26 protein-coding genes are annotated in these 23,406 nt (G+C 63.6%); 16 read left to right on the forward strand and 10 right to left on the reverse strand.

The genetic code is table 11. The features are described from left to right. The first annotated feature begins 42 nt into the window (after positions 1 to 42). Together DLM86_RS20330 and DLM86_RS20335 are read left to right on the forward strand one after the other, a co-directional pair. Positions 43 to 561 (forward strand): Rrf2 family transcriptional regulator, encoded by a 519-nt coding sequence (locus DLM86_RS20330; protein WP_110841895.1) that lies wholly within the window; start codon positions 43 to 45, stop codon positions 559 to 561. Then, entirely contained in the window at positions 558 to 1,775 is a 1,218-nt protein-coding gene (locus DLM86_RS20335; RefSeq protein WP_110841896.1) for a response regulator, read from the forward strand. The genes DLM86_RS20330 and DLM86_RS20335 overlap by 4 nt, the downstream gene beginning before the upstream one ends. A gap of 37 nt (positions 1,776 to 1,812) precedes the next feature. Here the strand turns inward: DLM86_RS20335 and DLM86_RS20340 are convergent, their stop codons facing one another. Beyond that, complete coding sequence (locus DLM86_RS20340; RefSeq protein ID WP_158289585.1) at positions 1,813 to 3,486, reverse strand: two-component system sensor histidine kinase NtrB; 1,674 nt, start codon at positions 3,484 to 3,486, stop codon at positions 1,813 to 1,815. 141 nt (positions 3,487 to 3,627) lie between these two features. On the opposite strand from DLM86_RS20340, the gene DLM86_RS20345 reads away from it, so the two are divergent. Together DLM86_RS20345 and DLM86_RS20350 are read left to right on the forward strand one after the other, a co-directional pair. Beyond that, positions 3,628 to 3,846 carry a YwbE family protein gene (locus tag DLM86_RS20345; RefSeq protein ID WP_110841898.1) on the forward strand — a complete coding sequence of 73 codons (219 nt, stop codon included), beginning with the start codon at positions 3,628 to 3,630 and terminating at the stop codon, positions 3,844 to 3,846. A gap of 48 nt (positions 3,847 to 3,894) precedes the next feature. Further along, positions 3,895 to 4,428 carry a DinB family protein gene (locus DLM86_RS20350; RefSeq protein WP_110841899.1) on the forward strand — a complete coding sequence of 178 codons (534 nt, stop codon included), beginning with the start codon at positions 3,895 to 3,897 and terminating at the stop codon, positions 4,426 to 4,428. Positions 4,429 to 4,487: 59 nt separating this feature from the next. On the opposite strand, the gene DLM86_RS20355 is transcribed toward DLM86_RS20350, so the two are convergent. The 5 genes from DLM86_RS20355 to DLM86_RS20375 form a co-directional block, all read right to left on the reverse strand. Beyond that, entirely contained in the window at positions 4,488 to 4,967 is a 480-nt protein-coding gene (locus DLM86_RS20355; RefSeq protein ID WP_110841900.1) for a hypothetical protein, read from the reverse strand. 175 nt (positions 4,968 to 5,142) lie between these two features. Further along, on the reverse strand, positions 5,143 to 7,068 hold the full coding sequence (locus tag DLM86_RS20360; RefSeq protein ID WP_425453987.1) for an ABC transporter ATP-binding protein: 1,926 nt from the start codon (positions 7,066 to 7,068) through the stop codon (positions 5,143 to 5,145). After that, entirely contained in the window at positions 7,052 to 8,797 is a 1,746-nt protein-coding gene (locus DLM86_RS20365) for an ABC transporter ATP-binding protein (RefSeq protein WP_110841901.1), read from the reverse strand. The genes DLM86_RS20360 and DLM86_RS20365 overlap by 17 nt, the downstream gene beginning before the upstream one ends. Further along, entirely contained in the window at positions 8,781 to 9,275 is a 495-nt protein-coding gene (locus DLM86_RS20370; RefSeq protein WP_110841902.1) for a MarR family winged helix-turn-helix transcriptional regulator, read from the reverse strand. The genes DLM86_RS20365 and DLM86_RS20370 overlap by 17 nt, the downstream gene beginning before the upstream one ends. Before the next feature lie 168 nt (positions 9,276 to 9,443). Beyond that, entirely contained in the window at positions 9,444 to 10,130 is a 687-nt protein-coding gene (locus DLM86_RS20375) for a hypothetical protein (protein WP_110841903.1), read from the reverse strand. A 181-nt stretch (positions 10,131 to 10,311) separates the two neighbouring features. Between DLM86_RS20375 and DLM86_RS20380 the strand changes: the two genes are divergently transcribed. The 3 genes from DLM86_RS20380 to DLM86_RS20390 all read left to right on the forward strand — a co-directional run bounded on the left by DLM86_RS20380 (position 10,312) and on the right by DLM86_RS20390 (position 13,830). Next, positions 10,312 to 12,600 carry a sensor histidine kinase gene (locus tag DLM86_RS20380; protein WP_110841904.1) on the forward strand — a complete coding sequence of 763 codons (2,289 nt, stop codon included), beginning with the start codon at positions 10,312 to 10,314 and terminating at the stop codon, positions 12,598 to 12,600. After that, complete coding sequence (locus tag DLM86_RS20385; RefSeq protein ID WP_245954751.1) at positions 12,530 to 13,231, forward strand: response regulator transcription factor; 702 nt, start codon at positions 12,530 to 12,532, stop codon at positions 13,229 to 13,231. Before DLM86_RS20380 ends, DLM86_RS20385 begins: the two co-directional genes overlap by 71 nt. Positions 13,232 to 13,335: 104 nt before the next feature. Further along, on the forward strand, positions 13,336 to 13,830 hold the full coding sequence (locus DLM86_RS20390; protein WP_342773101.1) for a CcdC family protein: 495 nt from the start codon (positions 13,336 to 13,338) through the stop codon (positions 13,828 to 13,830). Between the two features lie 101 nt (positions 13,831 to 13,931). On the opposite strand, the gene DLM86_RS20395 is transcribed toward DLM86_RS20390, so the two are convergent. Beyond that, the gene (locus tag DLM86_RS20395) at positions 13,932 to 14,678 is read right to left on the reverse strand and encodes a Crp/Fnr family transcriptional regulator (RefSeq protein ID WP_110841905.1); all 747 of its coding nucleotides are present in this window, start codon (positions 14,676 to 14,678) and stop codon (positions 13,932 to 13,934) included. Between the two features lie 257 nt (positions 14,679 to 14,935). Here DLM86_RS20395 and DLM86_RS20400 point away from each other — a divergent pair, with 257 nt between their 5' ends. From DLM86_RS20400 to DLM86_RS20410, 3 genes are all read left to right on the forward strand, one after another. Next, entirely contained in the window at positions 14,936 to 15,400 is a 465-nt protein-coding gene (locus tag DLM86_RS20400; protein WP_110841906.1) for a GAF domain-containing protein, read from the forward strand. A gap of 86 nt (positions 15,401 to 15,486) precedes the next feature. Beyond that, on the forward strand, positions 15,487 to 16,140 hold the full coding sequence (locus DLM86_RS20405; RefSeq protein WP_110841907.1) for a response regulator transcription factor: 654 nt from the start codon (positions 15,487 to 15,489) through the stop codon (positions 16,138 to 16,140). Beyond that, positions 16,133 to 17,326, forward strand: a complete 1,194-nt coding sequence (locus DLM86_RS20410) for a PAS domain-containing sensor histidine kinase (RefSeq protein ID WP_425453988.1) — start codon at positions 16,133 to 16,135, stop codon at positions 17,324 to 17,326. The genes DLM86_RS20405 and DLM86_RS20410 overlap by 8 nt, the downstream gene beginning before the upstream one ends. A 119-nt stretch (positions 17,327 to 17,445) precedes the next feature. On the opposite strand, the gene DLM86_RS20415 is transcribed toward DLM86_RS20410, so the two are convergent. From DLM86_RS20415 to DLM86_RS20425, 3 genes are all read right to left on the reverse strand, one after another. Continuing rightward, a complete protein-coding gene (locus DLM86_RS20415) occupies positions 17,446 to 17,868 on the reverse strand; it encodes a LexA family transcriptional regulator (protein WP_110841908.1) in 423 nt (140 codons plus the stop codon). Further along, the gene (locus DLM86_RS20420) at positions 17,855 to 18,487 is read right to left on the reverse strand and encodes an ImmA/IrrE family metallo-endopeptidase (protein WP_158289586.1); all 633 of its coding nucleotides are present in this window, start codon (positions 18,485 to 18,487) and stop codon (positions 17,855 to 17,857) included. Before DLM86_RS20420 ends, DLM86_RS20415 begins: the two co-directional genes overlap by 14 nt. Positions 18,488 to 18,634: 147 nt before the next feature. Beyond that, positions 18,635 to 19,027, reverse strand: coding sequence for a helix-turn-helix domain-containing protein (locus DLM86_RS20425; RefSeq protein WP_245954754.1), 393 nt, complete (start codon positions 19,025 to 19,027; stop codon positions 18,635 to 18,637). Positions 19,028 to 19,281: 254 nt separating this feature from the next. Here DLM86_RS20425 and DLM86_RS20430 point away from each other — a divergent pair, with 254 nt between their 5' ends. The 6 genes from DLM86_RS20430 to DLM86_RS20445 all read left to right on the forward strand — a co-directional run bounded on the left by DLM86_RS20430 (position 19,282) and on the right by DLM86_RS20445 (position 23,392). Then, on the forward strand, positions 19,282 to 19,923 hold the full coding sequence (locus DLM86_RS20430; protein ID WP_110841910.1) for a hypothetical protein: 642 nt from the start codon (positions 19,282 to 19,284) through the stop codon (positions 19,921 to 19,923). Positions 19,924 to 20,177: 254 nt separating this feature from the next. Then, positions 20,178 to 20,348 (forward strand): hypothetical protein, encoded by a 171-nt coding sequence (locus DLM86_RS32135; protein WP_158289587.1) that lies wholly within the window; start codon positions 20,178 to 20,180, stop codon positions 20,346 to 20,348. Between the two features lie 134 nt (positions 20,349 to 20,482). Next, positions 20,483 to 20,554 (forward strand): CD1375 family protein, encoded by a 72-nt coding sequence (locus tag DLM86_RS33205; protein WP_425453989.1) that lies wholly within the window; start codon positions 20,483 to 20,485, stop codon positions 20,552 to 20,554. Between the two features lie 226 nt (positions 20,555 to 20,780). Further along, entirely contained in the window at positions 20,781 to 21,644 is an 864-nt protein-coding gene (locus DLM86_RS20435; protein WP_110841911.1) for a hypothetical protein, read from the forward strand. Positions 21,645 to 21,707: 63 nt separating this feature from the next. Then, positions 21,708 to 21,923, forward strand: a complete 216-nt coding sequence (locus tag DLM86_RS20440) for a YqzN/YkzM domain-containing protein (RefSeq protein ID WP_110841912.1) — start codon at positions 21,708 to 21,710, stop codon at positions 21,921 to 21,923. Next, positions 21,923 to 23,392, forward strand: a complete 1,470-nt coding sequence (locus DLM86_RS20445; RefSeq protein WP_110841913.1) for a phage tail sheath family protein — start codon at positions 21,923 to 21,925, stop codon at positions 23,390 to 23,392. The genes DLM86_RS20440 and DLM86_RS20445 overlap by 1 nt, the downstream gene beginning before the upstream one ends. Positions 23,393 to 23,406: the final 14 nt, after the last annotated feature.

Here is a 23,406-nt window from a genome sequence, read left to right on the forward strand (position 1 = left end):
TGAAACTATTCGGATGAAAGAAAGAAGGGACGGCTCGGGGCCATGAACAACTCGCTCAGCATCGAGTACGCGCTGCACAGCGTCGTCAATTTGGCGGCCATACCGCCGGAAGTGACGGTTACGATCAAACAGCTGGCTCACCTGATGGGCATCGCGCACGCCTACCTGGCGAAGGTGTTCACGCAGCTCGCCAAGGCGGGCATCGTCCGCTCGACGGTCGGCAGCAAGGGCGGCATCAGCTTGGCCCGGCCGGCGGACGACATTACGTTTTACGACGTGTTCGTGGCCGTGAACGGCCGGGGACAATTGTACCAATGCGCCAACATTCGGGCGTTCTCGCTCGGATACGTCCCGATGCCCGGCATGTGCGAAATTCATCAAACGATGCGGGAGGCGGAGGAGCGCATGTTCGACCATTTGCGTAAAGTCAAAATATCGACGATGGCCGACCTGCTGTTGGCCAAGCTGCCGCAAGGCAGCGCGGAGGAACGGGTGGAGCTGATCCGCGGCATGCTTGGCGGCGCTCCCGGACGGCGGGTCGAGCCGCCGAAGCCGCAATGAGGGCGATCGTAGTCGACGACGAGCCGTTCGCGCTGCAAAGCATGGAGCGAATGCTGCAGCGCGCCGGGGTGGAAGTGGCGGCGACGTTTCCCGACGCGCGCAAGCTGCTCGAGCAAGCGGACCGCCTGCGGCCGGACGCGGCGTTTCTCGATATCGAGATGCCGGGGTTGAACGGGCTCGAGGCGGCGGTCCGGCTGCAAGAGCTGTGCCCCGACATCGAGATCGTGTTCGTGACCGCTTATGATCATTACGCCGTCGCGGCGTTCGAGCTTGAAGCGATCGATTACTTGCTGAAGCCGGTGCAGCCGAGCCGGCTCGACAAGACGCTGGCGCGGCTGCGCCGGCAAGCGGAGGAACGGGCGGACGCGCGTTCGGGACCGCGGCCGATAGCGGGGCCGGTGTCCGCGCCGGTATCCGACGCAGAAGCCGGGCACGGCGACGAAGCGCCGGCCACCGCTGCGCCGGCACCGACCTTGCTGTGCTGCTTCCACCATCTTGGCGTCATCGGTGCGGACGGCGTGCCGGTCGATGTGCCTTGGCGAACGATGAAGGCGAAGGAGCTGTACGCCTATTTGGCCCATAGGCGGGGGGCAGCCGTATCGAAGGAAGCGATTTTGGATTTGCTGTGGCCCGACGCGGGCGACGAGAAGGGCCTCGCCAACCTGCACACCGCCGTGTACCAGCTGCGCAAAACGCTCAAGGCCGCCGGCATCGCGTCGCCGATCGATTACGTCGAAGGCCGGTACCGGCTCGAGCATGCGGCGATCGAGCTGGAGGCGGACCGATGGGAGGCCGGATTGGAGAGGGCGAGCCGGTCGGCGGACGGCGATGCCGACCGCGAGCTGCTTCGGCTGCTGCTGGACGTATACCGGGGCGACTATTTCGAGCAGGAAGGCTATTTATGGGCGGAGAACGAGCGGGAGCGTCTGCGCATCAAATGGCTTGAGCACGCGCTCGCGGCGGCGGGCCGGTTCGAGCGCGGCGGACGGATGAGCGAGGCGATTCGGCTGTACCAACGCGTACAGGAACGATTTCCGCTGCTGGAGGAGTCTTATATGAGCCTGATGCGCCTCTACGACCGTCTCGGTCGGCCGGCGGAAGTGAAGGGCCAGTACGACAAGCTGCGGCGGAAGCTGCAGGACGAGCTCGGCACCGAACCGGCCGAGCCGATCGCCGCCTGGTACGCCGGCTGGTCGTCCCGCCGCAAGGAATAGACGGAAGCGTGGCGGATCGGGACGCCGCCATAGGGTCTTATCCGTCCGAATCGGCTGCCTCCGCCTTCAGCGTGACGATGAAATCGGTGCCCTTGCCTTCCTCGGAACGGATGTCGATCCGGCCGCCGTGATTGTCGACGATGCTCAGACAAACGGTCAAACCGAGACCGGTCCCCCGCTCCTTCGTCGTGAAGAACGGCTCGAACAGACGCTCCAGCGTCTGCGGGGGGATGCCCGGGCCGGTGTCGGACACGATCATGCGCGCTTCTCCGGCCTCCCCGTCGAATCGCGTCTCGACGGTCAGGACGCCGCCGTCGTCCATCGCTTCGACCGCGTTGCGCGTCAGGTTGAGGATCAGCTGCTTGATCTCCTTGTCGTTCAGCAGAAGCGGCGGCACGTCCGAATCGAGAAGGAGACGGATGCCGATACGGCGCATGTTCGCTTCGGCTGCGATGAGCGGGTGCATCGCGCGGATCAGGTCGTTCAGTTCGAGCATCTGCTTCGGCGTGATCCGATTTTGCGCCAATGACAAAAAATCGTTGATGATTTCGTTCGTCCGGTCCAGCTCGGCCACGATCAGCTCGAAGAACGGCTTCTGATGCTCGAGCGTCGTCCGCTCCTGCATCAGCTGGACGAAGCCGCGGACGACCGCCATCGGATTGCGGATTTCGTGCGTGATGCTCGCGGCCATCCGGCCGACGAGGCTGAGCCGCTCCATCTGCGATACTTGCTGGCGGAGCTGGTACACCTCGGACACGTCGAGTCCGAGACCGACCGCACCGATGATGGCACCTTCACGGTCGAGGATGGGGACGGCGGAGGACAGCATCATTTTGCCCTTCACGTCGATCGCCTTCAGACGCGTCTCCTCGCCGCGCAGGGCGGCGGCAAGGATCGTCGTCTCGTAATCGAAGCCGTACATGTCGACGAACTGCCGATAGGGGCATCCGATCAACGACTCGCGCGAATAATTCGGATTGTAGACGAAAAACGTCTCGTTCGCCTCGGTGATGACGCCGTTCCGATCGACCATCAGAACCGCGTAGGGGCTGGCGTCGAGCAGCTGCTTCAGCTTGAGCGCTTCGTTGCGCGTGCGCGCCGCGGACGCCTTCAGCTCGCGGTGCAGCGCCCGGTTCTCGAGGCCGCTCTGGATGAGCATGATCGAAACCCACAGGCTGACCATATGAATGGCGTAGTAGACGGCGATAAAGACGTAGAAGGACGAAGGAATATCGGTAGGGGACAGCACAATCCGGAATTCGATAGCGGCGAACGATAAGACCGAGGCGAGCCCTACGAGAGCCAGCCCGATGGCGGCCCGCCGGTCGGAGCCGCTTCTCGCGAATAGCGGGACGCACAGCAGGGCGATGACGATCAGCGGAACGTGAAGCGCCGCGAAGGCGACGAAGGGCGGCCCGCCTCCCCATAGCGCATAGCGGAATCCGAAATAGAGGACCGACATGACGACGCCGAACCGTCGACCGCCGTATAAAATGCCCACGATGAACGGAACGAGACGCAAATCGGCATAATAAAAATCGAATACCGGAAAGGCGAATATCATGCAAAGCAGCATCGTCCCGAAGCAGACGAGTCCGAGCGTCGCTTCGACATGCTTCGAAGGCCGGTGCAGGCTCAAGTAAATATGGACGGTAACGATCGGCAGCAGCACCAGCAGCAGCTGAAGCAGCGAATCTTTGATTTCGGCCATGAAGGGAACCTCCCATGCTCGCTTCATTCATTTTAGCCGAAAACGCCGATTTGTACTAATGAGTCAAGGGTCCCGGGAGCGGCTTAAGCCGGCGACTCCCTAGCGGGTAGGACACGACAACGGAGAGGGGGAGAGCGGAACATGAGCACGGACGGACGGAAGCGGGCCGCCATAACGCCCGGAGCGGTGGTGGACATCGTGCTGAAGCAGGATCAGCGGACGGGCAAGACGACGCGGGGCGTCGTACAGCACATCTTGACGAAATCGCCGGACCATCCGCACGGGATCAAGGTGCGGCTGCAGGACGGCCAAGTCGGCCGGGTCAAGCGGATTTGGAGCGGAACGGACGGCGAAGGGTAAGCGCGAATAGACGATATTCCAATCGAAACGGCAAAGGAGCGGATCGAGATGCAATGGCGAAAACCGGAGATGGACGAATTTCATTCGTATTACGAAGGGTACATCGGGCTCGTGCCGGAGGGCGATCTGCGGGTCTTGCTGGAGAACCGGCTGACGGAAGCGGAGCGGCTGTACGGGGCGATTCGGGAGCAGGACGGACTGTATGCGTACGCACCGGGCAAATGGACCGTCAAGCAGCTGCTCGGTCATCTGACGGATACGGAGCGCGTGATGGGATACCGGCTCTTGTGCGCGCTGCGCGGGGATACGGTCACGCTGCCGGGCTTCGACCAGGACGACTACGTGCGAAGCGCCGAATCGGACCGGCAGCCGCTCGACCGACTGCTGAGCGGCTTCCTCGCCGTTCGCCGGACGACGCTCGCCTTGGTCGAGGAAGCGCCGGGGCCGGCTTGGGACAACCGGATCGAGGTGAACGGGAATCCGATTACCGCCCGGGCGCTCGCCTACATCATCGCCGGCCACGAGATCCATCACAGCCGGGTGCTGCAGGAACGGTACGGCGAAGTGCTCGGACGGGGATGACCGGACGGTCGGCGTCGCCGATGCCGGCGTTCGCGGGCGGGCACGCCGGGGTGCCGTCCTCATTCGACCTCGGCGACGTAGACGACGTCCCGTTTCGCTTTCGCCCGCAAGGACGTCCAGGCCGATTCGAGCGCCTGGGCCGCCGCCAAGGCGACGATCAGACCGCAGAGCGATCCGAGCACGCAGACGGGCAGCGTCCATACGGCGGGTATCGGCGTGAAAAACGGAATGAGCGACACGGCCATGATCGGCGCCGCATGAATGCGGATCAGCCGGATGAGGCCCATCGTGAGCAAGCATGTGGCGAGAAAGGCGGCCGGGCCCGGGCTCCACGCATGGAGCGCGCTTCCCGCCGCTGAAGCGGTTACCGCGCCCGCGACGATCGTCGCGGCGTCTTTCCCGCTCAAACTGCGGCTGATCATAAAGTAGCCGAAAGCGCCCAGTGTCGGATAAAAGCACAAGCGAAGCGCGCCGAAGCGCGAGGATAGCCAGTAGGCCGCGAGCAAAAACAAGGCGATGACGATCGAACGAATCCACATGCCGGTCCTTCTCCTCCAAACGGTTATAGCACAGTAAGTCCATCGTATTTGGCGGAAAAAAACGCCAGACTCTATTGTAAGTCGGCGTTCGGATCGGGTCAATGGCGAATTTTCGCGCGGTTGCCGCGCGTCGTGCCGGAAAGAAAGGTCGGTCCGGCCGTGCCACGACGCAGCATTACGGGGCTATGCCGGATTTCGGTTCTCGGTGCTCGTTCGGCTCCTGCGTCTGTCGCCGGAACTGGTTCGAATACAGCTCGTAATAAAAGCCGTGGCGGTTCAGCAGTTCCTCGTGGGTACCCCGCTCGACGATTTCGCCGCCGTCGATGACGAGAATTTGGTCCGCTTCCCGGATCGTGCTGAGCCGATGGGCGATGACGAAGCTCGTTCGGCCACGCAGAAGCGATTTCATCGCCTCTTGGACGTGCATCTCCGTCCGCGTGTCGATGCTGCTCGTCGCCTCGTCGAGAATGAGGACGGCCGGGTCGGCGAGAATCGCCCGCGCGATCGTGATCAGCTGCCGCTGCCCTTGGCTCAGATTGCCGCCTTCCGCGGACAGCACCGTATCGTAGCCGCCGGGCAGCTTGCGAATGAACCCGTCCGCGTTGGCCAGCTTGGCCGCCGCTTCCACCTGCTCGTCGGTGGCGTCGAGCTTCCCGTATCGGATATTCTCGCGGACGGTGTCGGAGAACAGGTACGCGTCCTGCAGCACGATGCCGAGCTGCTCGCGCAGCCGGTCTTTGTCCCAGCAATGAAGCGGCACCCCGTCGATCGTCGCCGTTCCTTCCGCGATGTCGTAAAAGCGGGTCAGCAGGTTGACGATCGTCGTCTTCCCGGCACCCGTCGGTCCGACGAGGGCGATCGTTTGCCCCGGCTCGGCCTTGAGCGAGACGCGCTTCAGGACGGGCACGCCTTCCTTGTAAGCGAACGTGACGCCGTCCAGTACGACTTCGCCGCGAATCGGCTTGCGGACGCGTTCCGCTTCGTCGGTTCGGTTGACGTCGTATTCGGACGGCGTATCCATGATCTCGAAGACGCGTTCCGCTCCGGCGATCGCCGATTGGATCAGGTTGTACTGGTTGGCCAGCTCGTTGATCGGGCGGCTGAACTGCCGGGAATACGTGAGAAAGCTGACGACGATGCCGATGGTGGTCAGGTCGCGGACAACCATCCACCCGCCGATCGCGGCGATGAGCGCGAAGCCGAGGTGGCCGATGACGTTGTTGGCCGGGCCCATCAGGCCGGACATGATTTGCGCCCGCGTGCCCGCTGCGGCCAGCTTCGCATTGTACGACTGGAACCGCTCGATCGCCCGTTCCTCCCGGTTGAACGCTTTGACTACCTTTTGCCCCGATACGGTCTCCTCGATAAACCCGTTCAGCTCCCCCAAATGCCGCTGCTGTTCCGTGAAGTGACGGCGCGTCCGCTTCGCGATCTGCCCCGTCGCGACTACGATGACCGGAATCGTCAGCAGGCTGACGATCGTCAGCGGGACGTTCAGTCCGATCATCAGCGCGAGCGAGCCGACGACGGTAAGCAGGCTCGTGATGAGCTGCGAGACGCTTTGGTTGAGCGAGTTGGACACGTTCTCGACGTCGTTCGTCGCCCGGCTCATGAGCTCGCCGTGCGTCCGGCCGTCGAAGAAGCGGAGCGGCAGCGTCTGCAGCCGGGCGAACAAATCGCGCCGCAGCTCCCGCACCGTGCGCTGCGACACGCCCGCCATCACATACCCCTGCACCCAGCCGGCCGCCGAGCCGACCAAATAAACGGCGAGCAGAACGCCGCACAGCCGCAGCAGGCCGCCGTAGTCGCGCGGCAGGATGTAGTCGTCGATCGCCCGGCCGATCATGTATGGGCCGACGAGCGACAGACCGGCCCCGAGCGCGGTCAGGACGAACGCGGCGGCGAGGCCGGCGCGCTGGCGCCCGAGGTAGCGCCACAGCCGCAAGAGCGTCGGCCCCGTCCGCTTGGCGCGAGCCTTCGGCATCGTGCCGCGGTGCTGGCCGTGGCCGCCTCCGCCCATGCCGAACGCGCCGCCGGGCCCTATCGCCGGGGCGTTCGGGCGAGCCGCGCCGTCCGCCGCCCGGTTATGCGATTCCGCCATGGCCGATCTCCTCCTTCCCGAGCTGGGATTCGCAAATGTCGCGGTAGACGGGGCTCGTGCGCATCAGCTCGTCGTGCCGTCCCGCGGCGACGAGCCTGCCTTCCTCCAGGACGAGAATGCGGTCCGCCTCCATGACCGAGGAGATGCGCTGCGCGATGACGATCGTCGTGCTGGCGCGCATCAGCTCTTGAAGCGCCCGTTGGATGCGCGATTCGGTGCCGAGGTCGACGGCGCTCGTGCTGTCGTCCAGAATGAGAATCTTGGGCCGGACGAGCAGCGCCCGGGCGATCGAGAGGCGCTGCTTCTGCCCGCCGGACAAATTGACGCCGCGCTGCCCGATGACGGTGTCGTACCCGTCCGGCAGCCGGGATATAAATTCGTGGGCTTGCGCCGCCCGGGCGGCCGTCTCGATCTCCTCCCTGGTCGCGTCCGGCTTCCCGTATCGGATGTTGTCGAGGATCGTGCCGCTGAACAGGATCGCCTGCTGCAGCACCGTCGCCACTTGACCGCGCAGATGGCCGAGCCGGATATGGCGGACGTCGACGCCGTCGATCCGGATCGCCCCGCCCGTCACGTCGTACAGCCGCGAGACGAGATGGACGAGCGTCGACTTGCCCGACCCGGTGGCGCCCAGTACGGCAATCGTCCTGCCCGGCTCCGCCGTGAACGTAATGTCCGTCAGCTCGTTGCCGGTGCGGGCCGGATCGTAGCCGAACGACACGCGGTCGAACTCGATCCTTCCTTCCGTAATGACGCCGTCCCGGGCGCCCGGAAGGTCGGCGATGTCCGGCTGCGTGTCGAGCACTTCGCGGATTCGTTCCGCGGACGCCTTCGCCCGCGAGACGAACACCATCATCATGCCGACCATGAGCAGCGAGGACAGCATCGTCGTCACGTAGTTGATGAACGCGACGAGATCGCCGATCGGAAGCGAGCCCCGCCCGTTCAGATCGGCGCCGAACCAGAGGACGGCGACGATGCTCGCGTTCATGATCAGCATCATGATCGGCATGTTGATAGCGACGATCCGCGACGCCTTCACCGCGACGTCCATATAGTCCGTATTCGCGCGGCCGAACCGGCCGTTCTCGAAAGCGGAGCGGACGAACGCTTTCACGACGCGGATGCCGGACAAGTTTTCCTGGAGCACGGTGTTGACGCGGTCGAGCTTGCTTTGCACGCGGGCGTACAGCGGGAACGAGGCGCGGATCAGCACATATTGGGTCGCGAACAATATCGGGATGGAGACGACGAGAATGAGTGCAAGCCGAGGGCTGACGGTAAACGCCATGATGCAGCTTCCGACGGCCAGAAACGGCGATCGGACGAGAATGCGCAGCGTCATTTGCACGAGGTTTTGCACCTGCGCGACGTCGTTCGTCAGACGGGTGACGAGCGAGCCGGACGGGAACCGGTCCAGATTGCGAAACGAGAACGTCTGCACCTTCGCGAACACGTCCTTGCGCACGTCCGCGCCGAACCGCTGAGAGGCGATGCTGGAAAAGACCGTGCAGCCGACGCCGCCCGCGAGCCCGATCAGGGCGGCGACGAGCATCCATCCGCCGGTATGCTGGATGTGGGCGAGGTCGCGCTTCATGACGCCTTCGTTGACGATGCTCGCCATCAGCTTCGGCTGCAGCAGGTCCATATACACCTCGACGAGCATGAGCAGCGGGGCGAGGAGCGTCGATATCCAATACGGCTTCAAGTAATTAATCCATCTCGCCATCGTCCGGCGCTCCTTTCGTATGCCGGCTAATGAATCGTTCGTGCCGGGTTACGTTGTCATACATCCGAAGCAGAATACGGCGCAGCTCCATTCTCTCCTCCGGGGTGACGCCTTCGAGCGCGTGCGCTTCGCTCTCCTGCAGCGCGCCGCGCACTTCGTCGACCGCGCCGCGGCCTTTGGCGGTCAAGTAGACGCGGGTCGCACGCTGGTCGTCCGGATCGGCCCGGCGCTCGACGAGGCCGTTCTTGACGAGCCGGTTTACCATGACCGTGACGGTGGCCGGCTTGACGCGCAGCCGCTCGGCCAGCTCGTGCTGCCGCAGCCCGTCGTGCCTCGCGAGCAGGAACAGAAGCGGCGGCTGGCCGGGGTGGACGTCGTTCGACTTGAGCAGCAGGTGCGAATTGGAATGGTGCTGGCGCAGCAGCTTGGACATCAGATGCGTGATCGAATCGGGTAGGGAGGAAGCGTCGCGATCCATGGAAAGGGGACATCCTTTCATTTCGTTAGTCGACTAATGAATAGCGTACGGCCAATGCGCGGGGGTGTCAAGAGGAGATGGTCGACTTGACCCGGTTCGTCAAAAGGAAACGCCCCGGCACAAGCACGGGCCGGGGCGCGAGAGGCGGCGAGACGATACGGAAGACGGTCAGGCGGAAGGAGCGGCGGCTTCCGGCGAATCGGCGGCGGCGATTCGGCCTCGGCCGAAGACGATCGCGGCGCCGTACGCCGCGAAGGCAAGATGCACATACGAGAATGCCAGCTCGAAAAACCGGATCGGCACGAACCGCCCGATCACGAGCAGCGCGAATACGACGAGCAGGGCGACGCCCGGCGCCTTGTGAATCGTGCGGGACGTCAACGTCGCGATGCCGAGCAGCACCATACCGGCGAACAGGAACGGCACGATCGGCACCAGGACGAGCAGCTGCGCCGGATACCGGTCGACCGACAAATGGTTGATCTGATCGGAGACGGCCTGCAGGGCGGCCGGCGAATCGATCGAGCCGAACAGAATCGGGTACGCCAATATTTGCACCGGACCGTGGAAGATTTCGAACATGAGGGCGATGAACAGAAGCGGCAGCGCGAGCCAGCCCCACCATTTCAATCCTTGCGCCTGACGCAAAAAGATCGCCGGCAGCCCCATCAGGACGAACGCCGACGCCCAGGCCAGCAGCACGTGCACGTTCACCGCCATGTCGAGAAAATGGGGGATATGTTCGACCGAATCGGGAACGTCCGGGGCATGCACGAGCTGTCCGACCGCACCCATTGCGCCTCCGAGCATGAGCGCCCACCCGCCGAATGTCAAATAGCCTTTAGGGATGATCATTTATTTTTCCTCCTTGGAAGGTCTTGCCGTTATGGTACCATCCGGAGCTTTCCCGACGGGAAGAGAAGGCGTTTCCCAAGCGTCGGGAAATGCGTCGGGAAAGTGGCGGCAGTCCGGCTGCGGCCGTTGTCGCGTCGGAACGGCGGCTGGTATACTACTCGTAACGAATGGAGGGACGGAGATGGCGGATCGACAGGCGGAGGAGCGGACGGACGCCGGTTCGTTTCAGGGCGGAGCGCGCAAGGCGTACCGGGTCGCCGTACTCGCGGTATGCGCTTGGACGGCGGCGATGTTTATCGTCGCCCTCCCGGCGTTTTATGCGGAGATGCGCGACCGCTGCGCGACGCAGGTCTGCGAACCGTTCTACAACCCGCCTCCGGGCACGGAATGGCTCGCCGCTCACGGCTACGGCGCGGGGACGTACGCCATCGCGTATACGGCGATATACGCGGTATTCGGCTTCGTCTGCATGGGGGCGGGGGTTGCGCTGTACCGGCGGCGGACGATGATGGGGCTGCTCGGAACGCTTATGCTGTTCACGTACGGGGCGGCGTTTACGCCGGTGATGACGGTGCTGTACGAGTGGGGGGACTGGCTCAAGTCGACGGTGCGGCTCGTGGAGGCGGGGAGCTTCGTCGCGTTCCTGCTGTTTTTCGCCGTCTTCCCGAGCGGGACGTTCGTCTCGAGACGGATGGCTTGGCTGTTGGCCGTCCTTGTGCTTGTCCGCGTGCCCGGCTATCTGTTCCCCGCGACGCCCGTCGATTTGGCGTATTGGTCCCAGTGGCTCGTCGGCGGCTGGCTCCTGCTCTGGGCCGGCATGCTGCTGTACGTGCAGCTGTACCGGTACCGGTTCGTATCGGGGCCGCTCGAGCGGCAGCAGACGAAATGGGTCGTCTACGGGCTATCCGTCGCGTTGACGGGACTGCTCGCCTTTACGGCGGTTTTCTTGTGGTGGCAGGCGAACGGCCTGCATACGCCGTACCGGCTGTACGCGATCGAGGTCGGCATTCACGCGTCCATGCTCGTCATCCCGGCCTCGCTGCTCGCCGCCGTCCTGCGGAAACGGCTGTGGGCGATCGACCCGATCGTCAACCGGACGATCGTCTATGCGCTGCTGTCCGTCTTCGTCGCCGCGGTCTATACGGCCGCGGCCTGGTATATCGGCTCGATCTTCCGAACGGACGGCGGCTGGCTCGTTTCGCTCGTCGCGACCGGCATCGTGGCGGTATTGTTCGCGCCGCTCAAGGAACGGCTGCAGCGGTGGGTCAACCGGATGCTGTACGGCGAGCGGGGCGATCCGTATTCGGTGCTGTCCCGGCTCGGGAAAAAGCTGGAGGAGCCGTTGACGCCGGAGGACGTGCTGCACGTCGTCGCCCGGACGATCCGCGAGGCGCTGCGGCTGCCTTACGTGTCGGTGTCGCTTTACCAGAACGGGCAGACGGTGAACGTCGCCCGCGACGGCGATCCCGCTGCGGGGGGCGAGCGCGCGGCGATCGAGCTCATCCACCGGGGGCAGCTGCTCGGGCTGCTGGAGGCCGCGCCCCGGACGCCGGGCGAAGGGCTGGGCGCGCCCGACCGGGCGTTTCTGGACGTGCTCGTCCGGCAGGCGGCGGCGATCGTGCAAAGCGTCAAGGTGTCGCTCGACGTGAAGCTGCTTGCCGCGGACCTGCAGGAATCGCGCGAGCGGCTCGTGCTGGCGCGGGAGGAGGAGCGTCGAGAGCTGCGGCGCAACCTGCACGACGACACCGCCCCGCGGCTCGCCGCGCTTGCCTTGACGGCCGCGGCGGCGGAGGAGCTGCTCGAGGCCGATCCGGCGGCGACGCGGGCGATTCTCGCCGAGCTGCGGGCGAACATTCGCGCCACGGTCGCGGACATCCGCAGCCTTGCGCACGACTTGCGCCCGCCCGCGCTCGACGAGCTCGGGCTGCTCGGCGCCGTCCGCGAGCGGGTGCGCGAGCTGTCGCACGCGGCGTCCGGGGCCGGCGCGCCCGGCGGCGGGGCGGTCCGGTTCGAGCTGGACGCGCCGGACGGGCTGCCCCCGCTGCCGGCCGCCGTGGAGGTGGCCGCGTACCGCATCGCCTCCGAGGCGATCGCCAACGTCGTGCGCCACGCGGAGGCCGGCCGGTGCCGCATCGGCGTCCGGTTCGTCCGCACGGCGGAGCGGACCGGCCTCGAGCTCGCGGTCGCCGACGACGGCCGGGGCGTCCGGGCGTCGCAGGCGGCGAAGCCGGGCGGCTCGGCCGGGACGGGCCGCGGCGGAATCGGCCTGCGGTCGATGCGGGAGCGGGCGGCCGAGCTCGGCGGGACGTGCCGGATCGAGCCGGCCCATGCGGACGGGAGCGGGACGAAAGTGATCGTTTTTTTGCCGGTATCGGACGGGAAGGAAGGGGAGATGATCGATGATGGAAGCGAAGGAACCGGAACGATCGGGACAGCCGGCGAAACGGCTGCGGATCGGCGTGGCGGATGACCATCCGCTCTTTCGACACGGCGTTCGGACGCTGCTGTCCACGACGCCGGATATGGACATTGTCGGCGAAGCCGTTTCGGGCGACGAGGCGGTCGAGCTTGCCGTGTCCGCGAAGCCGGACGTCATGCTGATGGACATCCGGATGCCGGGTACGAACGGTATCGAGGCGACGCGCCGGATCGTGGCGAGCGTACCGGGCGTGCAGGTGCTCATCTTGACGATGTTTCAGGACGACACGTCCGTCTTCACCGCCATGCGGGCGGGTGCGCGAGGCTACGTGCTGAAGGACGCGGAGAAGGACGAGCTGCTGCGGGCGATTCGCGCCGTCGGCAGCGGAGAGGCGATCTTCAGCCCCGACATCGCCTCGCGGATGATCGACTATTTCGCCGCCACACGTCCGGCCGCGCGTGAGGAGCGGTTCCCCGAGCTGACGGTGCGCGAGCGGGAAGTGCTGTACTTGATGGCGGAAGGGGCGACCAACGCCCGGATCGCCGAGAAGCTCGAGCTGAGCGGCAAGACGGTGGCGAATTACGTCACCAATATATTGAACAAGCTGCAGGTGGCGGATCGCCACGAAGCGATGCGGCTCGCGCGGGAAAGTCGCCCGTCCGGCGACGCGGAGCCGCTCTAAGCGCGGAGATGGCGTTTGGGAGTGTTGGATTTTGCGGCGGTTCGGGAGTACAATGGAAGAGAAGATTCGCAAGCGTTCGTTCAAGAAAACGGAGGTAGACGAAAGTGGGCGCATCGTTCTCCATGACCCATCTCGCGTCGGCTCTGGTCACGCTGCTGTTCGGGGCGACCGTCATCGCGGTCCGGCTCAAGGCGGCCGACCGGCCGACGTCGCTGCGCAAAATCATCATCCCGCCGATCGGGATGTCGACCGGCTTCGCGATGTTTCTCGTGCCGGCCACGCATATTCCGTGGCTGTGGGCGCTCGGCGCTTTTGTGGCCGGAGCGGTCTTCTTCTCGTACCCGCTCATCCGCACGTCGACGTTCGAGCGTCGGGGGGAGCACGTTTATTTGACCCGCTCCAAGGCGTTTATCGTCATCATTATCGCGCTGCTGGCGATTCGTCTGCTGCTGCACGACCTCGTCGAGCAGGCGGTCACCATTCCGCAGACCGGGGCTCTCTTCTTCCTGCTCGCGTTCGGCATGATCCTGCCGTGGCGGCTCGCGATGGCGCGGCAATATCGATCGCTGACGAAGAAGAGCGAGGAAGCGGGGAACTGATTCGGACCTAAACCGTCACGTCGCGCCAGCCGAACGGGCCGCGCGACGCGGCGGTTTTTCGTTTCGTCTGCCGGGACGGGCCGAGCGTCGGCGTCTCCCTGCTACAGCCGGCATATTTCCTTCGGGCATGCCGGGTACGAGGGGCAATGGCAAATGCGGCGCAAGCCGTCGATGTTGCGAATGACGATTTGGTGATGGCTGACCGAAATCGTTCCCTCCTCCCGCATCGCGCTCAGCATCCGGTTGACGCTTTCGCGGGTCGTGCCGATCAGGTCGGCCATTTCCGCGTTCGTCATCTTCAGATCGATCCGGATGCCCTCTTCGCACGGAATGCCGAACGTATTGCTCATTCGGATCAACGTGGAGGCGAGCGCGCCCGGCTTTCCGTACAGCAGCAGGTCGCGGAATTTCGATTGGACGATCCGGTTTTGCAAGCTCATCCATTTCATGAACTCGACCGCGAAGTCGCCGTGCCGCATGAGCAGCACCTCCAAATCGCGCTCCTGCACGATGCCGAGCTCCGCCTCCTCCGTCACTTCGGCGCTGTAGCCGTGAACCGTTTCGCCGAAGCCGCCAAGCTCGCCGCAAAAGTCCCCTTCCTTCAAGATGGACAGGATGAATTCCCTGCCGTCCTCGGTCGTTTTTCTTACCTTGACCCGTCCCGACCGAATATAGTACAGCTTCCCCGTCGGATCGCCTTCCCAGAACAACGTCGTGCCGGCGGACGCCGTTTTTCCGTACATGATGCCGCTCAGCATCCGGAAATGGTCCGCCGATAAAAGCGCTCCGAGTCCGCTTGCGGACGCCGTCTCCGATTGGCCGATATTCCCCGCGCATGTCGTCGTCATCAGACAATCCCCCTTGAACCTCTTGTTGCTTCTCATCATACGGGATTCCGCTCCGGCGAGGTATCGGGGGATTGCCTGAACTTGCCGGGAGGATTCCCCGATTGTGCGGCGACGGCTTGCGGTGCGATCGGATCGGGTGCAGCACGCGGCCGTTTTCAGGGAATTCCCCGACATACATCCGGGCGGTGTTATTTTACAATGGAAGGTAGGCACAATCCGAACGGTACGAACCAAACCGGAGGAGGGGAGGGAATGCGATGACGGCGAGGGGGCATCCGACGAACTTGCAGACGGAGCTGGATGCGCTTCGTCTGGCCACTTCGTCCGATTTCGCCGCGGCGGCGTTCGCAGGAGGGGCCGATCGCGGCATTCGCTGGATCGGGGCCAGCGGCAGCGTCGGAGAACGGTATCGGCTGCTCGTCGAGAAGGAATCGGCCGCGGATCGCGGCATCGCCGGATGGGTCGTGCGGCACGGCCGGCCGTTCGTCGTCTGCGGGACGGAGTCGAATGCCGAGGGGAGACGGACGAAGTACCCGCTCCTGCTGGCGGAGAAGCTGACCGCGATTGCGGCGGTGCCGATCCGGGACGGGGCGGATGTCGTCGGCGCGCTTCTGATCGGCCAACGGACCGAAAGGGCGTATGATCCGGCGGATACCGAGATGCTGGAGCGGGAGGCGGAGCGCAGACGGCTATCGGCCTATGCGGGCGGGCCCGTTCGTTGAACCGTTTCCCCCGGTTCTGGTAGGATAAAAGGAAATGGCGCCGCGGCCGCGGGTCGTTAGGGCATTGCGAAGAGGAGGGGTGCGGAATGATACGGATCTTGGTCGTCGACGATCATGCGGTCGTTCGCTCGGGCTTGATGTCGCTGCTGGACGGCAAGGAGGGGCTGCGGGTCGTAGGCGAGGCCGCCGAAGGCGACGAGGCGATTGCGCGGGCGGCGGAGCTGCGGCCGGACGTCGTGCTGATGGACTTGAGCATGCCGCACGGCAAGGACGGGCTGACGGCGACGAAGCAGCTGAAGAAGGAGCGGCCGGACACGTCCGTCCTCATCTTGACGATGCATGACGACGAGGAGTATTTGTTCCGGGCGATTCAAGCCGGGGCGTCGGGCTATCTCTTGAAGAGCGCGCCGCATGAAGAGCTGCTGACGGCGATCCGTACCGTCGCGAGGGGCGACGCGTACTTGTACCCGACGGCGACGAAGAAGCTGATGAGCGAATATATGGAGCAATGGCGCAGCGGCGAGCACGCGGGGACGTACGAATCGTTGTCCGAGCGGGAGAAGGAAGTGCTGGCCTGGACCGCCAAGGGCTACTCCAACAAAGAAATCGCCGAGCAGCTGTTCATCAGCGTCAAGACGGTGGAGACGCACAAAAGCAACCTGATGGAGAAGCTCGGGCTGAAGACGCGGCCGGAGCTGGTCAAATATGCGCTGAAGAAAGGGCTGTTGCAGTTTGAGTAACGAACGGGGGCGGCTTCGGCCGGGAAACGGCGCGGAAGGCATCGGGCATGACGTCGACGCGATTTTGCCGCAGCTGGACGACAACGTGGCGGACCCCGCCTTTCGCGAATGGCTCAAGCAGTCGCTCGAGCAGCTGGCCGATCTGAAATTCGCGCTGAACGAATCGACGATCGTCGCGGTGACGGACCGGCGCGGCGCGATCACGTACGTGAACGACCGGTTTTGCGACATCTCGCAATATGCCCGGGAGGAGCTGATCGGTCAAGACCATCGGATCATCAACTCCGGGTACCACGACAAAGCGTTCATGCGCGAGCTATGGCGGACGATCGCGGCCGGGCGGGTATGGCGCGGAGAAATCCGCAATCGGGCCAAGGACGGCTCGTACTATTGGGTGCATACGACGATCGTGCCGTTCCTCGACGAGGCGGGCAAGCCGTATCAATATTTGGCCGTCCGCAACGAGGTGACGCAGCTGAAGCGCGCCGAGGAAGAGATCAAGACGATGATGGCGCGGGTGATGGAAATCCAGGAGGAGGAGCGGAGGCGGTTTTCCCGGGAGCTGCATGACGGCATCGGGCAAAGCTTGTTCTCGCTCCTGATCGGCATGGACGGGCTGATCGCCGACGCTGCGGCGGAATCGGCCGACGAGGCCGCCGGCACGGAAGGCGCGGACGGGCGCGAGCGGACGTATGTCTCGCGGCTCGAGCGGCTGCGCCGGGACGTCTCCGGGTTGATCGAGGACGTGCGCGGGCTCGCTTGGGAGCTGCGGCCGTCGGTGCTCGACGATCTGGGCGTCGTACCGGCCGTCCGGACGCACATCGCCGGCTTCTCGCGGCATTACGGCGTCCGCGTCGCCTTCGACTGCAACCTGCGCCGGCGGCTCGACGTCCAGAAGGAAACGGCGATCTACCGCGTCATTCAGGAGGCGCTCGCCAACGTCGGCAAGTACGCCGAAACGGCCGAAGCGACCGTGACGCTGACGGAGGCGGACGACGCGGTGGTCGCCGTCATCGCGGACCGGGGACGCGGCTTCGATCCCGACGGCCGGAAGGGCGAGGGCGTCGGGCTGTTCAGCATGGAGGAGCGCGCTCGCGGCGTCGGCGGCTCGCTGACGGTGGAATCGTCGCCGGGTGCGGGGACGGTTGTGACGTTGGTGGTGCCGAAGGATCGGGAAACCGTGTGACGGTTCAACGATTGGCGGATGTAGAGAGCGTACCGCTTCCGAACGAACGAAAGAGCGAACGGCTGGCTGCCGGATCGCTTCGTTTCGGAAGAGGACGCTCTTTTCGGCGTGAGGACGCGTCATCCGAACCGGACGACGCGTGCCAGCTCGTCGTTCCGGATTACGTCGTCCAACACGGCGGCGATGCGGACGTTTTCGGTCGGGACGATCAATGTCGGATACGTTTCACCGGGGACGCGAAGCATCGTCGTATCGCCGGACCAATACGTCTCCCGGATAATGAACTCGTCCTCCTGCCGGACGAGCGAAATTTGTCCGGACGATCGGAGCGGGGCCGACGTGCCGAACAGCAAGTAATCGCCTACTCCGATGCCGATCGATTGAAGGCCGCGGTCCCCCATTTGAAGCGCGAAAAGCGCCCGGGAGTATCCGTTCAGCATCAAATGCGGTTGCGAGGCCAAATCGGACGATTCCAGATCGAGCGAGAAAAAGGCTTTGCAATAGCCGTCTCGGACGACGGGTACGATTTTAGTCGGTTTCATCGCGGTCCCTCATATAGCCGATCACGCCGCGTTCCCGGCAAAGCAGCATGCGGGATCCGCCGGTCGGCACGATATAATCGATTCCTTGATTGCGCTTGACGATCTCCTCCGCATGGAAATAAGCGGTGAGCCGTTCCGCGATGCGGGCTGACGTCAACTGGCGGCGATGCCGCTTCAGCCGCTCGCCGGCGAACTCGCTCGTCACGCCGAACACGGCCGCGATCGAAGCGGCGGCTTCCGATTCGAGGCGAGGCAGCTCGACGGCAAGCAGCATGAACGTCGGGACGCAAAACTGATAGGCGAAGTTCGTCGCCTTCGTCTCCTGCAGCCGGATAAACGATTCGCCCATGGATAATTGATTGCCGGCATGGTGCATCAGGTGGCACAGCTCGTGGCCGAAATCTTGCCATTGCTCTTGCCTGGACAGCCGGTTGTCGAGGACGATTGATTGCAAGCCCCCCCGGTCGATCGCCCGGCTGGAGAACGGCGCATAGTGCACCCATATGCCGAGCTTGTGAGAAATCGTCTCTACGTCCAGCTGGTGAGGCTCGCGAATATCCATCGTCGAATAGATCCGTTCGATCGTCTGTTCCAGCGGCGTGAGCCGGTAATCGTACATAATTGGCATCTCCTTTCCAATAAAGGGGAATGTATGTTCGGTTTGACGCGGAAAAGAAAAGCCCTTGGCGGGCTCCGGCGGTTTAAGTCTGCGATAGGCGGCCCGTGCGCGGCCGCTTTACTTTCCTTCGTCTATTTCATTACTTCTTCATTCTTCGCCTTGCTTGGCCCCGGGCGTTCGGTCGGCTTCCCTCGTCTTAATAATTTCCCAAATTTTGCGAAGCTCGTCGCGTCGTTCCTCCGGCGCTTCCAGCAGTTCCTTGAACCAGAGCCCCAGCTCCGGGTCGTCCAATTCGGGAGCGGGAGGCGGAAGGTCGGGAGAAGCCGACTCCGGCTCCGGCTGCTGGCCGACGAGCTCGTCCAAGCTGACCTCGAACAGCTCCGCCAGGAGGCGCATCGTGTCCAGAGAAGGCTCGCGGTAGCCCGATTCGTAGCCGGCGTAGGTGCTCTTTGCGATTTTCAGCCGGTCCGCCACCACTTGCTGGGACCAGCGTCGTTGCTTGCGCAGGCGCGTAATCGTATCGCCGATCAAAAGGGCCACGCTCCGTTCTCTCTCCATCGATTCGCTAGGTTCGCTACTCCTTGATGCTAATATATTCGCATACCGCGAACTTTTTTTCAAGATATTAGGATGATTATCCAAAAAAATGGTTGAAAAGTACGCGTTTCGCGTACATAATAAAAGACACGAACATATGTTTGGTTTGTCAAATGAAGTAGTCGGACGCGATATGCGTATTTTTTGGAGGAGCCACGCTTACGGCAATAGCGAATAGGGGAAAGGAGCGGATCGTGATGAACAAGCTGACGGCGGAGGATATCGATTTGTATAGGGACGAGGTGTGCGGCCGTTGTCCGGGAAGCTTGTGGGGGGCGAAGAGCATTTGCCGCATCCACCAGCTTTCGATCGGCCAAATCGAGTTTTGCCAACAATGGGAGGTTTCCCAAGCCGCCCCGCAGTCGCCGGCCTCGTACCGCCGCGGTTCGGAGCGGTCTTCGAACAAGACGGAGCATATGGAGCTGGTCGAAGAGGACTTGAAGGACTTTCCGTGGATGCAGCGGGAAATCGAACGGCTGCGAGGCCTGCTCGATCATGTGGGTGCCGGGTTGACCGGCGTATACGGGCTGGACGGGGCGATGCCGAAGGGAAAGGGACGGCATGCGGACCACGTCAACCGCGAAGCGCAGAAGCGGGAAAAGCACCGGGACCGGCTGAAGGAGCTGGAGGCGAAGGTGACCCGTATCGAGAACGCGGCCGAGCGGGTCAGGGACGATCGGCAGCGCACGGTGCTGGAATGCATCATGGAGGGACAGCGGATGAATGCGATCGCCCGTCACATCGGGGTATCCCGGCAGCGGTTGTACGAGCTGAAGCACGAGCTGGTCCGGTTTCTCGCCGACGAAATATTCGGAGACGATCGGAAGGGGATCTCCTGAAGATGAGCGTTCTGGTTTACATTTTCGACAAACCGGACGGGTAAGACGAAAATTGTGCGAACATATGTTCCCGTTTTATAATCAAGACAGGAACACGAAATGAAGCAGAGCCGCCGAATTTCGGAGCGGACAAGCCCGAATTTGGTTGACCGACATACAAATTGCCAGCCGGATTGAACCGGTACAACGGCCGCCCTAGAGGCGGCTTTTCGTTTCTCCACAACAATTCGGAACCGGGAAAGGAGGAATCGATCATGATCACCGTTGCGGTGCCGCCGAGCAAGTCCGACGAGATCTTGTACCGCCAGCCGGACAAATGCGTCGCCTGCGTCTGGGGTCGCTGGGAAGCGAGCCGGCAGTTTTGCATGATGCCGTTGTGCGTCAAGGAAGCCGTCCCGTATGAGGACGAGCGCGAGAGGGGGTGAACGGCGAAGTTGCGCCACGAGACGAACGGCCCATGGCCCCGGGCGGGGCCGATGGTTGGGGGATGTGGGGGAGGAGTTGGGGGCGTGGCGATTTATTGCTGTCCCAGCCCGACTGGAACGGAGGTGATAGTCCAATGGCACAAATCTACGCAACATTAATTCGAAGAGGCGTAAAGACGATCGAGGACGTACCGCTAACCTGCTGAAAGAGGTTGAGGTTTTATTGGACGCCGCCGGAAAAGCGTGAGTACTTGATAGACATTCCAGACACCATGTACAACTTTGACGATAATTGATCGAACACATGTTCCCATAATATAATCAAAACAGGAACACAAACCAAACAACTCCCGGCCGAGGCCGCCCTTAAAGGGGCGGTCTTTTTGTTGCCCTGCAACCCGACCCGGGCGCGAAAGGGGGTGAACACCGAAGTTGAGCACGAACATGCGCACCGCTATAAAAGCGAGGCTGGCGGCAGAGCTGCCCGCCCTTGGCGGAAGATGCTACGACTGGCATGAGCCGACGGGGACGACCGTCAAACCGTTCGCGACCGTCAAGCCCGCCGAGTACGCCGCAGAGGTCGAAAACGCTCCATGGTGCGGAACAAAGGCCGTATTCGAAATCGCCTTGTACGCGGACAAAAGCGCGGCCGCCGATTTGGACGCCTTGGTGGCCGAAGCGGAACAAGCGCTCGACGGCATAAAGCTGTCCGCGGGCCCGTCGGAGCCGGGTTTTACGTGCCGGTTCGAAGGTTTCGCCGGTTCCGAACGCATCGAGGAAACGGTCCAAGCGCTGGTTCGCATCCTGAGGATCGCGGTCGTCGCGGCCGGCAGCGATAGCGCGGCATCCGCTTCGTCGGCCGACGAATGGCTGGAGGCGCTATGCGGCTGGACGTCCGCGGCAGCGGGAGCGGACTGGTCCGTTTACCGTCAGCAATGGCCGCAAGATTACGCTGCACCGGCCGTCCTATGGCGGATCGAGCAAGCGGAATCGGAAAATCGCGACGCCGCCTCGGCAGAGCTGCGCAAACGGATGGTCGGTCACGTCGTCGGCCGAACCGACGCCGAGCGGTACGCGATGGTCGGCACGCTCGCAGCCGAGCTGGGCCGTCTGACGAGGCTGTCGATCGATCCGATCGGAAAGCAGGCGGTCCAACCGGGCCTCGTGACGGGCGACTATCGACCGGACGGCCTCACGGCGGGGCAAATCACCGTCACGTTCCGGCAGATCGTACCGAAATCGTCCCCGAACGCCCCGCTGATCGGGGACGTGCATTACGGCGGCGGGTTGAACTAACGGCCGAACGGGCGAACGCCCCCACCGGCCGCTCATTAACAAACAGAAGGAGGAACCCCCGACATGGCTACCAAAAAAGGAGTGCCGCAACCGGCCGCCGAGCCGGCCGATTCCCCGGCTTATACCCGGGAGGAGCTGCTGGCCAACGCGGAAGCATTGTTCGGCGTGAAGCCCGAAGTATTGACGGGCGCGCTGTACGGCTGCGAAGAGCAGCCCCTCACGATTCAACAAACGGAGCGGATGATCCGCCAATTCCAACAAAGGAAGGTGCAACTGTAATGGCTGGAGGAACTTGGAGCACGACCGATCGGCCCGTATTGCCGGGCATGTACATGAACTTTCAGGCGGCGGCGATCGCGGCCGTCCAGCCGGGTGCGCGCGGCGTAGTCGCCCTCCCGGTCAAAGCCCACTGGGGACCGGTAAAGCAGTTCGTCGAGATCACGAGCCTGACCGGCGCCGACGACATGTTCACGAGCGACGAGACGGGAGGCGCGACGGCATACTCCGCGTTGAAGCTCGCTCTGCTGGGCGGCGCCAGAACCGTGCTCGCCTACCGGATCGCCGATGCGGACGCGGCCAAAGCGTCCTGCACGCTGCAGGACACGGCGGGAACACCCGAGAACGTCGTCAAGCTGGAGGCAAAATACCCGGGCGAGCGGGGCAACCGGTTTAAGGTGACGGTGCAGACGAACCCGGTCGACGCGTCGAAGAAAGACATTCGCCTCTTCGAAGGCACGACGCTGCTCAAGACGTTCACCTTCGCCGCCGGTACGGCTCAAGCCGCCGTCGACACCGTGAACCAAGACCCGGCGAACAAATGGATCGTCGCGACGAATCTTGCCGACGGCAACGGCCAATTGAAGGACGGCAGCAGCTTCCCGTTCGGCGGCGGCGATTCCGGCATCGACGGCGTCGCGGCCGGCGACTACACGAATGCGCTCTCCGCATGCGAGACGCAGGAGTTCAACCTGTTCGCGCTGGACGGCGTGTCGGATTCCGGCATCCAGGCGAGCGTCGTGTCGTGGGTGAACCGCGTCCGTTCCGAAGGCAAGCCGGTCATCGCCGTGCTCGGCGGCTCGGCGGCCGACGACACCGGGGCGACCGCCGTCAGTGCCGCAACGTCGCGCAGCGCGGTCTATAACCACGAGGCCGTCGTCAATGTCGGGACGGGTGCCGTTCTCGACGGCGTTTCGTACAGCTCCGCGCAGCTTTCCGCTTACGTCGCGGGCTTGATCGCCGGGCAGAAGCTGAGCGAATCGACCACGTACGCGCCGGCTCCGTTCCAGGACGTCACGCGCCGCTGGACGCGAAGCGAGCAGGAGCAGGCGGCCGCGAGCGGCGTATTCCTGTTCGTTCATGACGGCAAGCGGGTCAAGGCGCTTCGCGGGGTCAACTCGCTCACAAGCTTGCGCCAAGGCCAAAGCAACGCTTGGAAAAAAATCCGCACGATCCGCGTCATGGATGCGATCCAAAGCGACCTGGCCGGCTCGGCCGAAGCCGGGTACATCGGCAAGGTCAACAACACCGCCGAAGGCCGTCTCGCCTTGATCGGCGCGGCGAAGCAGTACATGCAGTCGCTCGCGCAATCCGGGGTCATCGAGGCGGAGGGCTGGGACGTTTACCTGAATCCGCAGTACTACGGCCCGACCGCCGTATTCACGCCGGAACCGGATCAAGTGTACTTGAACTGGGAAGCCCGTCTGACCGACGCGATGGAACAAATTTTCGGCACGTTCATCGTGCTGTAAGGGGGACTTATAGA

The organism is Paenibacillus flagellatus, from assembly GCF_003217775.1.
GTDB lineage: Bacteria > Bacillota > Bacilli > Paenibacillales > NBRC-103111 > Paenibacillus_AB > Paenibacillus_AB flagellatus.

Bases quoted from the DNA above. Each gene is read 5' to 3' on its own strand.
- DLM86_RS20330 (WP_110841895.1), top strand. From the start codon at position 43: ATGAACAACTCGCTCAGCATCGAGTACGCGCTGCACAGCGTCGTCAAT.
- DLM86_RS20335 (WP_110841896.1), top strand. From the start codon at position 558: ATGAGGGCGATCGTAGTCGACGACGAGCCGTTCGCGCTGCAAAGCATG.
- DLM86_RS20340 (WP_158289585.1), bottom strand. From the start codon at position 3,486: ATGGCCGAAATCAAAGATTCGCTGCTTCAGCTGCTGCTGGTGCTGCTG.
- DLM86_RS20345 (WP_110841898.1), top strand. From the start codon at position 3,628: ATGAGCACGGACGGACGGAAGCGGGCCGCCATAACGCCCGGAGCGGTG.
- DLM86_RS20350 (WP_110841899.1), top strand. From the start codon at position 3,895: ATGCAATGGCGAAAACCGGAGATGGACGAATTTCATTCGTATTACGAA.
- DLM86_RS20355 (WP_110841900.1), bottom strand. From the start codon at position 4,967: ATGTGGATTCGTTCGATCGTCATCGCCTTGTTTTTGCTCGCGGCCTAC.
- DLM86_RS20360 (WP_425453987.1), bottom strand. From the start codon at position 7,068: ATGGCGGAATCGCATAACCGGGCGGCGGACGGCGCGGCTCGCCCGAAC.
- DLM86_RS20365 (WP_110841901.1), bottom strand. From the start codon at position 8,797: ATGGCGAGATGGATTAATTACTTGAAGCCGTATTGGATATCGACGCTC.
- DLM86_RS20370 (WP_110841902.1), bottom strand. From the start codon at position 9,275: ATGGATCGCGACGCTTCCTCCCTACCCGATTCGATCACGCATCTGATG.
- DLM86_RS20375 (WP_110841903.1), bottom strand. From the start codon at position 10,130: ATGATCATCCCTAAAGGCTATTTGACATTCGGCGGGTGGGCGCTCATG.
- DLM86_RS20380 (WP_110841904.1), top strand. From the start codon at position 10,312: ATGGCGGATCGACAGGCGGAGGAGCGGACGGACGCCGGTTCGTTTCAG.
- DLM86_RS20385 (WP_245954751.1), top strand. From the start codon at position 12,530: ATGATGGAAGCGAAGGAACCGGAACGATCGGGACAGCCGGCGAAACGG.
- DLM86_RS20395 (WP_110841905.1), bottom strand. From the start codon at position 14,678: ATGACGACGACATGCGCGGGGAATATCGGCCAATCGGAGACGGCGTCC.
- DLM86_RS20400 (WP_110841906.1), top strand. From the start codon at position 14,936: ATGACGGCGAGGGGGCATCCGACGAACTTGCAGACGGAGCTGGATGCG.
- DLM86_RS20405 (WP_110841907.1), top strand. From the start codon at position 15,487: ATGATACGGATCTTGGTCGTCGACGATCATGCGGTCGTTCGCTCGGGC.
- DLM86_RS20415 (WP_110841908.1), bottom strand. From the start codon at position 17,868: ATGAAACCGACTAAAATCGTACCCGTCGTCCGAGACGGCTATTGCAAA.
- DLM86_RS20420 (WP_158289586.1), bottom strand. From the start codon at position 18,487: ATGTACGATTACCGGCTCACGCCGCTGGAACAGACGATCGAACGGATC.
- DLM86_RS20430 (WP_110841910.1), top strand. From the start codon at position 19,282: ATGAACAAGCTGACGGCGGAGGATATCGATTTGTATAGGGACGAGGTG.
- DLM86_RS32135 (WP_158289587.1), top strand. From the start codon at position 20,178: ATGATCACCGTTGCGGTGCCGCCGAGCAAGTCCGACGAGATCTTGTAC.
- DLM86_RS20440 (WP_110841912.1), top strand. From the start codon at position 21,708: ATGGCTACCAAAAAAGGAGTGCCGCAACCGGCCGCCGAGCCGGCCGAT.
- DLM86_RS20445 (WP_110841913.1), top strand. From the start codon at position 21,923: ATGGCTGGAGGAACTTGGAGCACGACCGATCGGCCCGTATTGCCGGGC.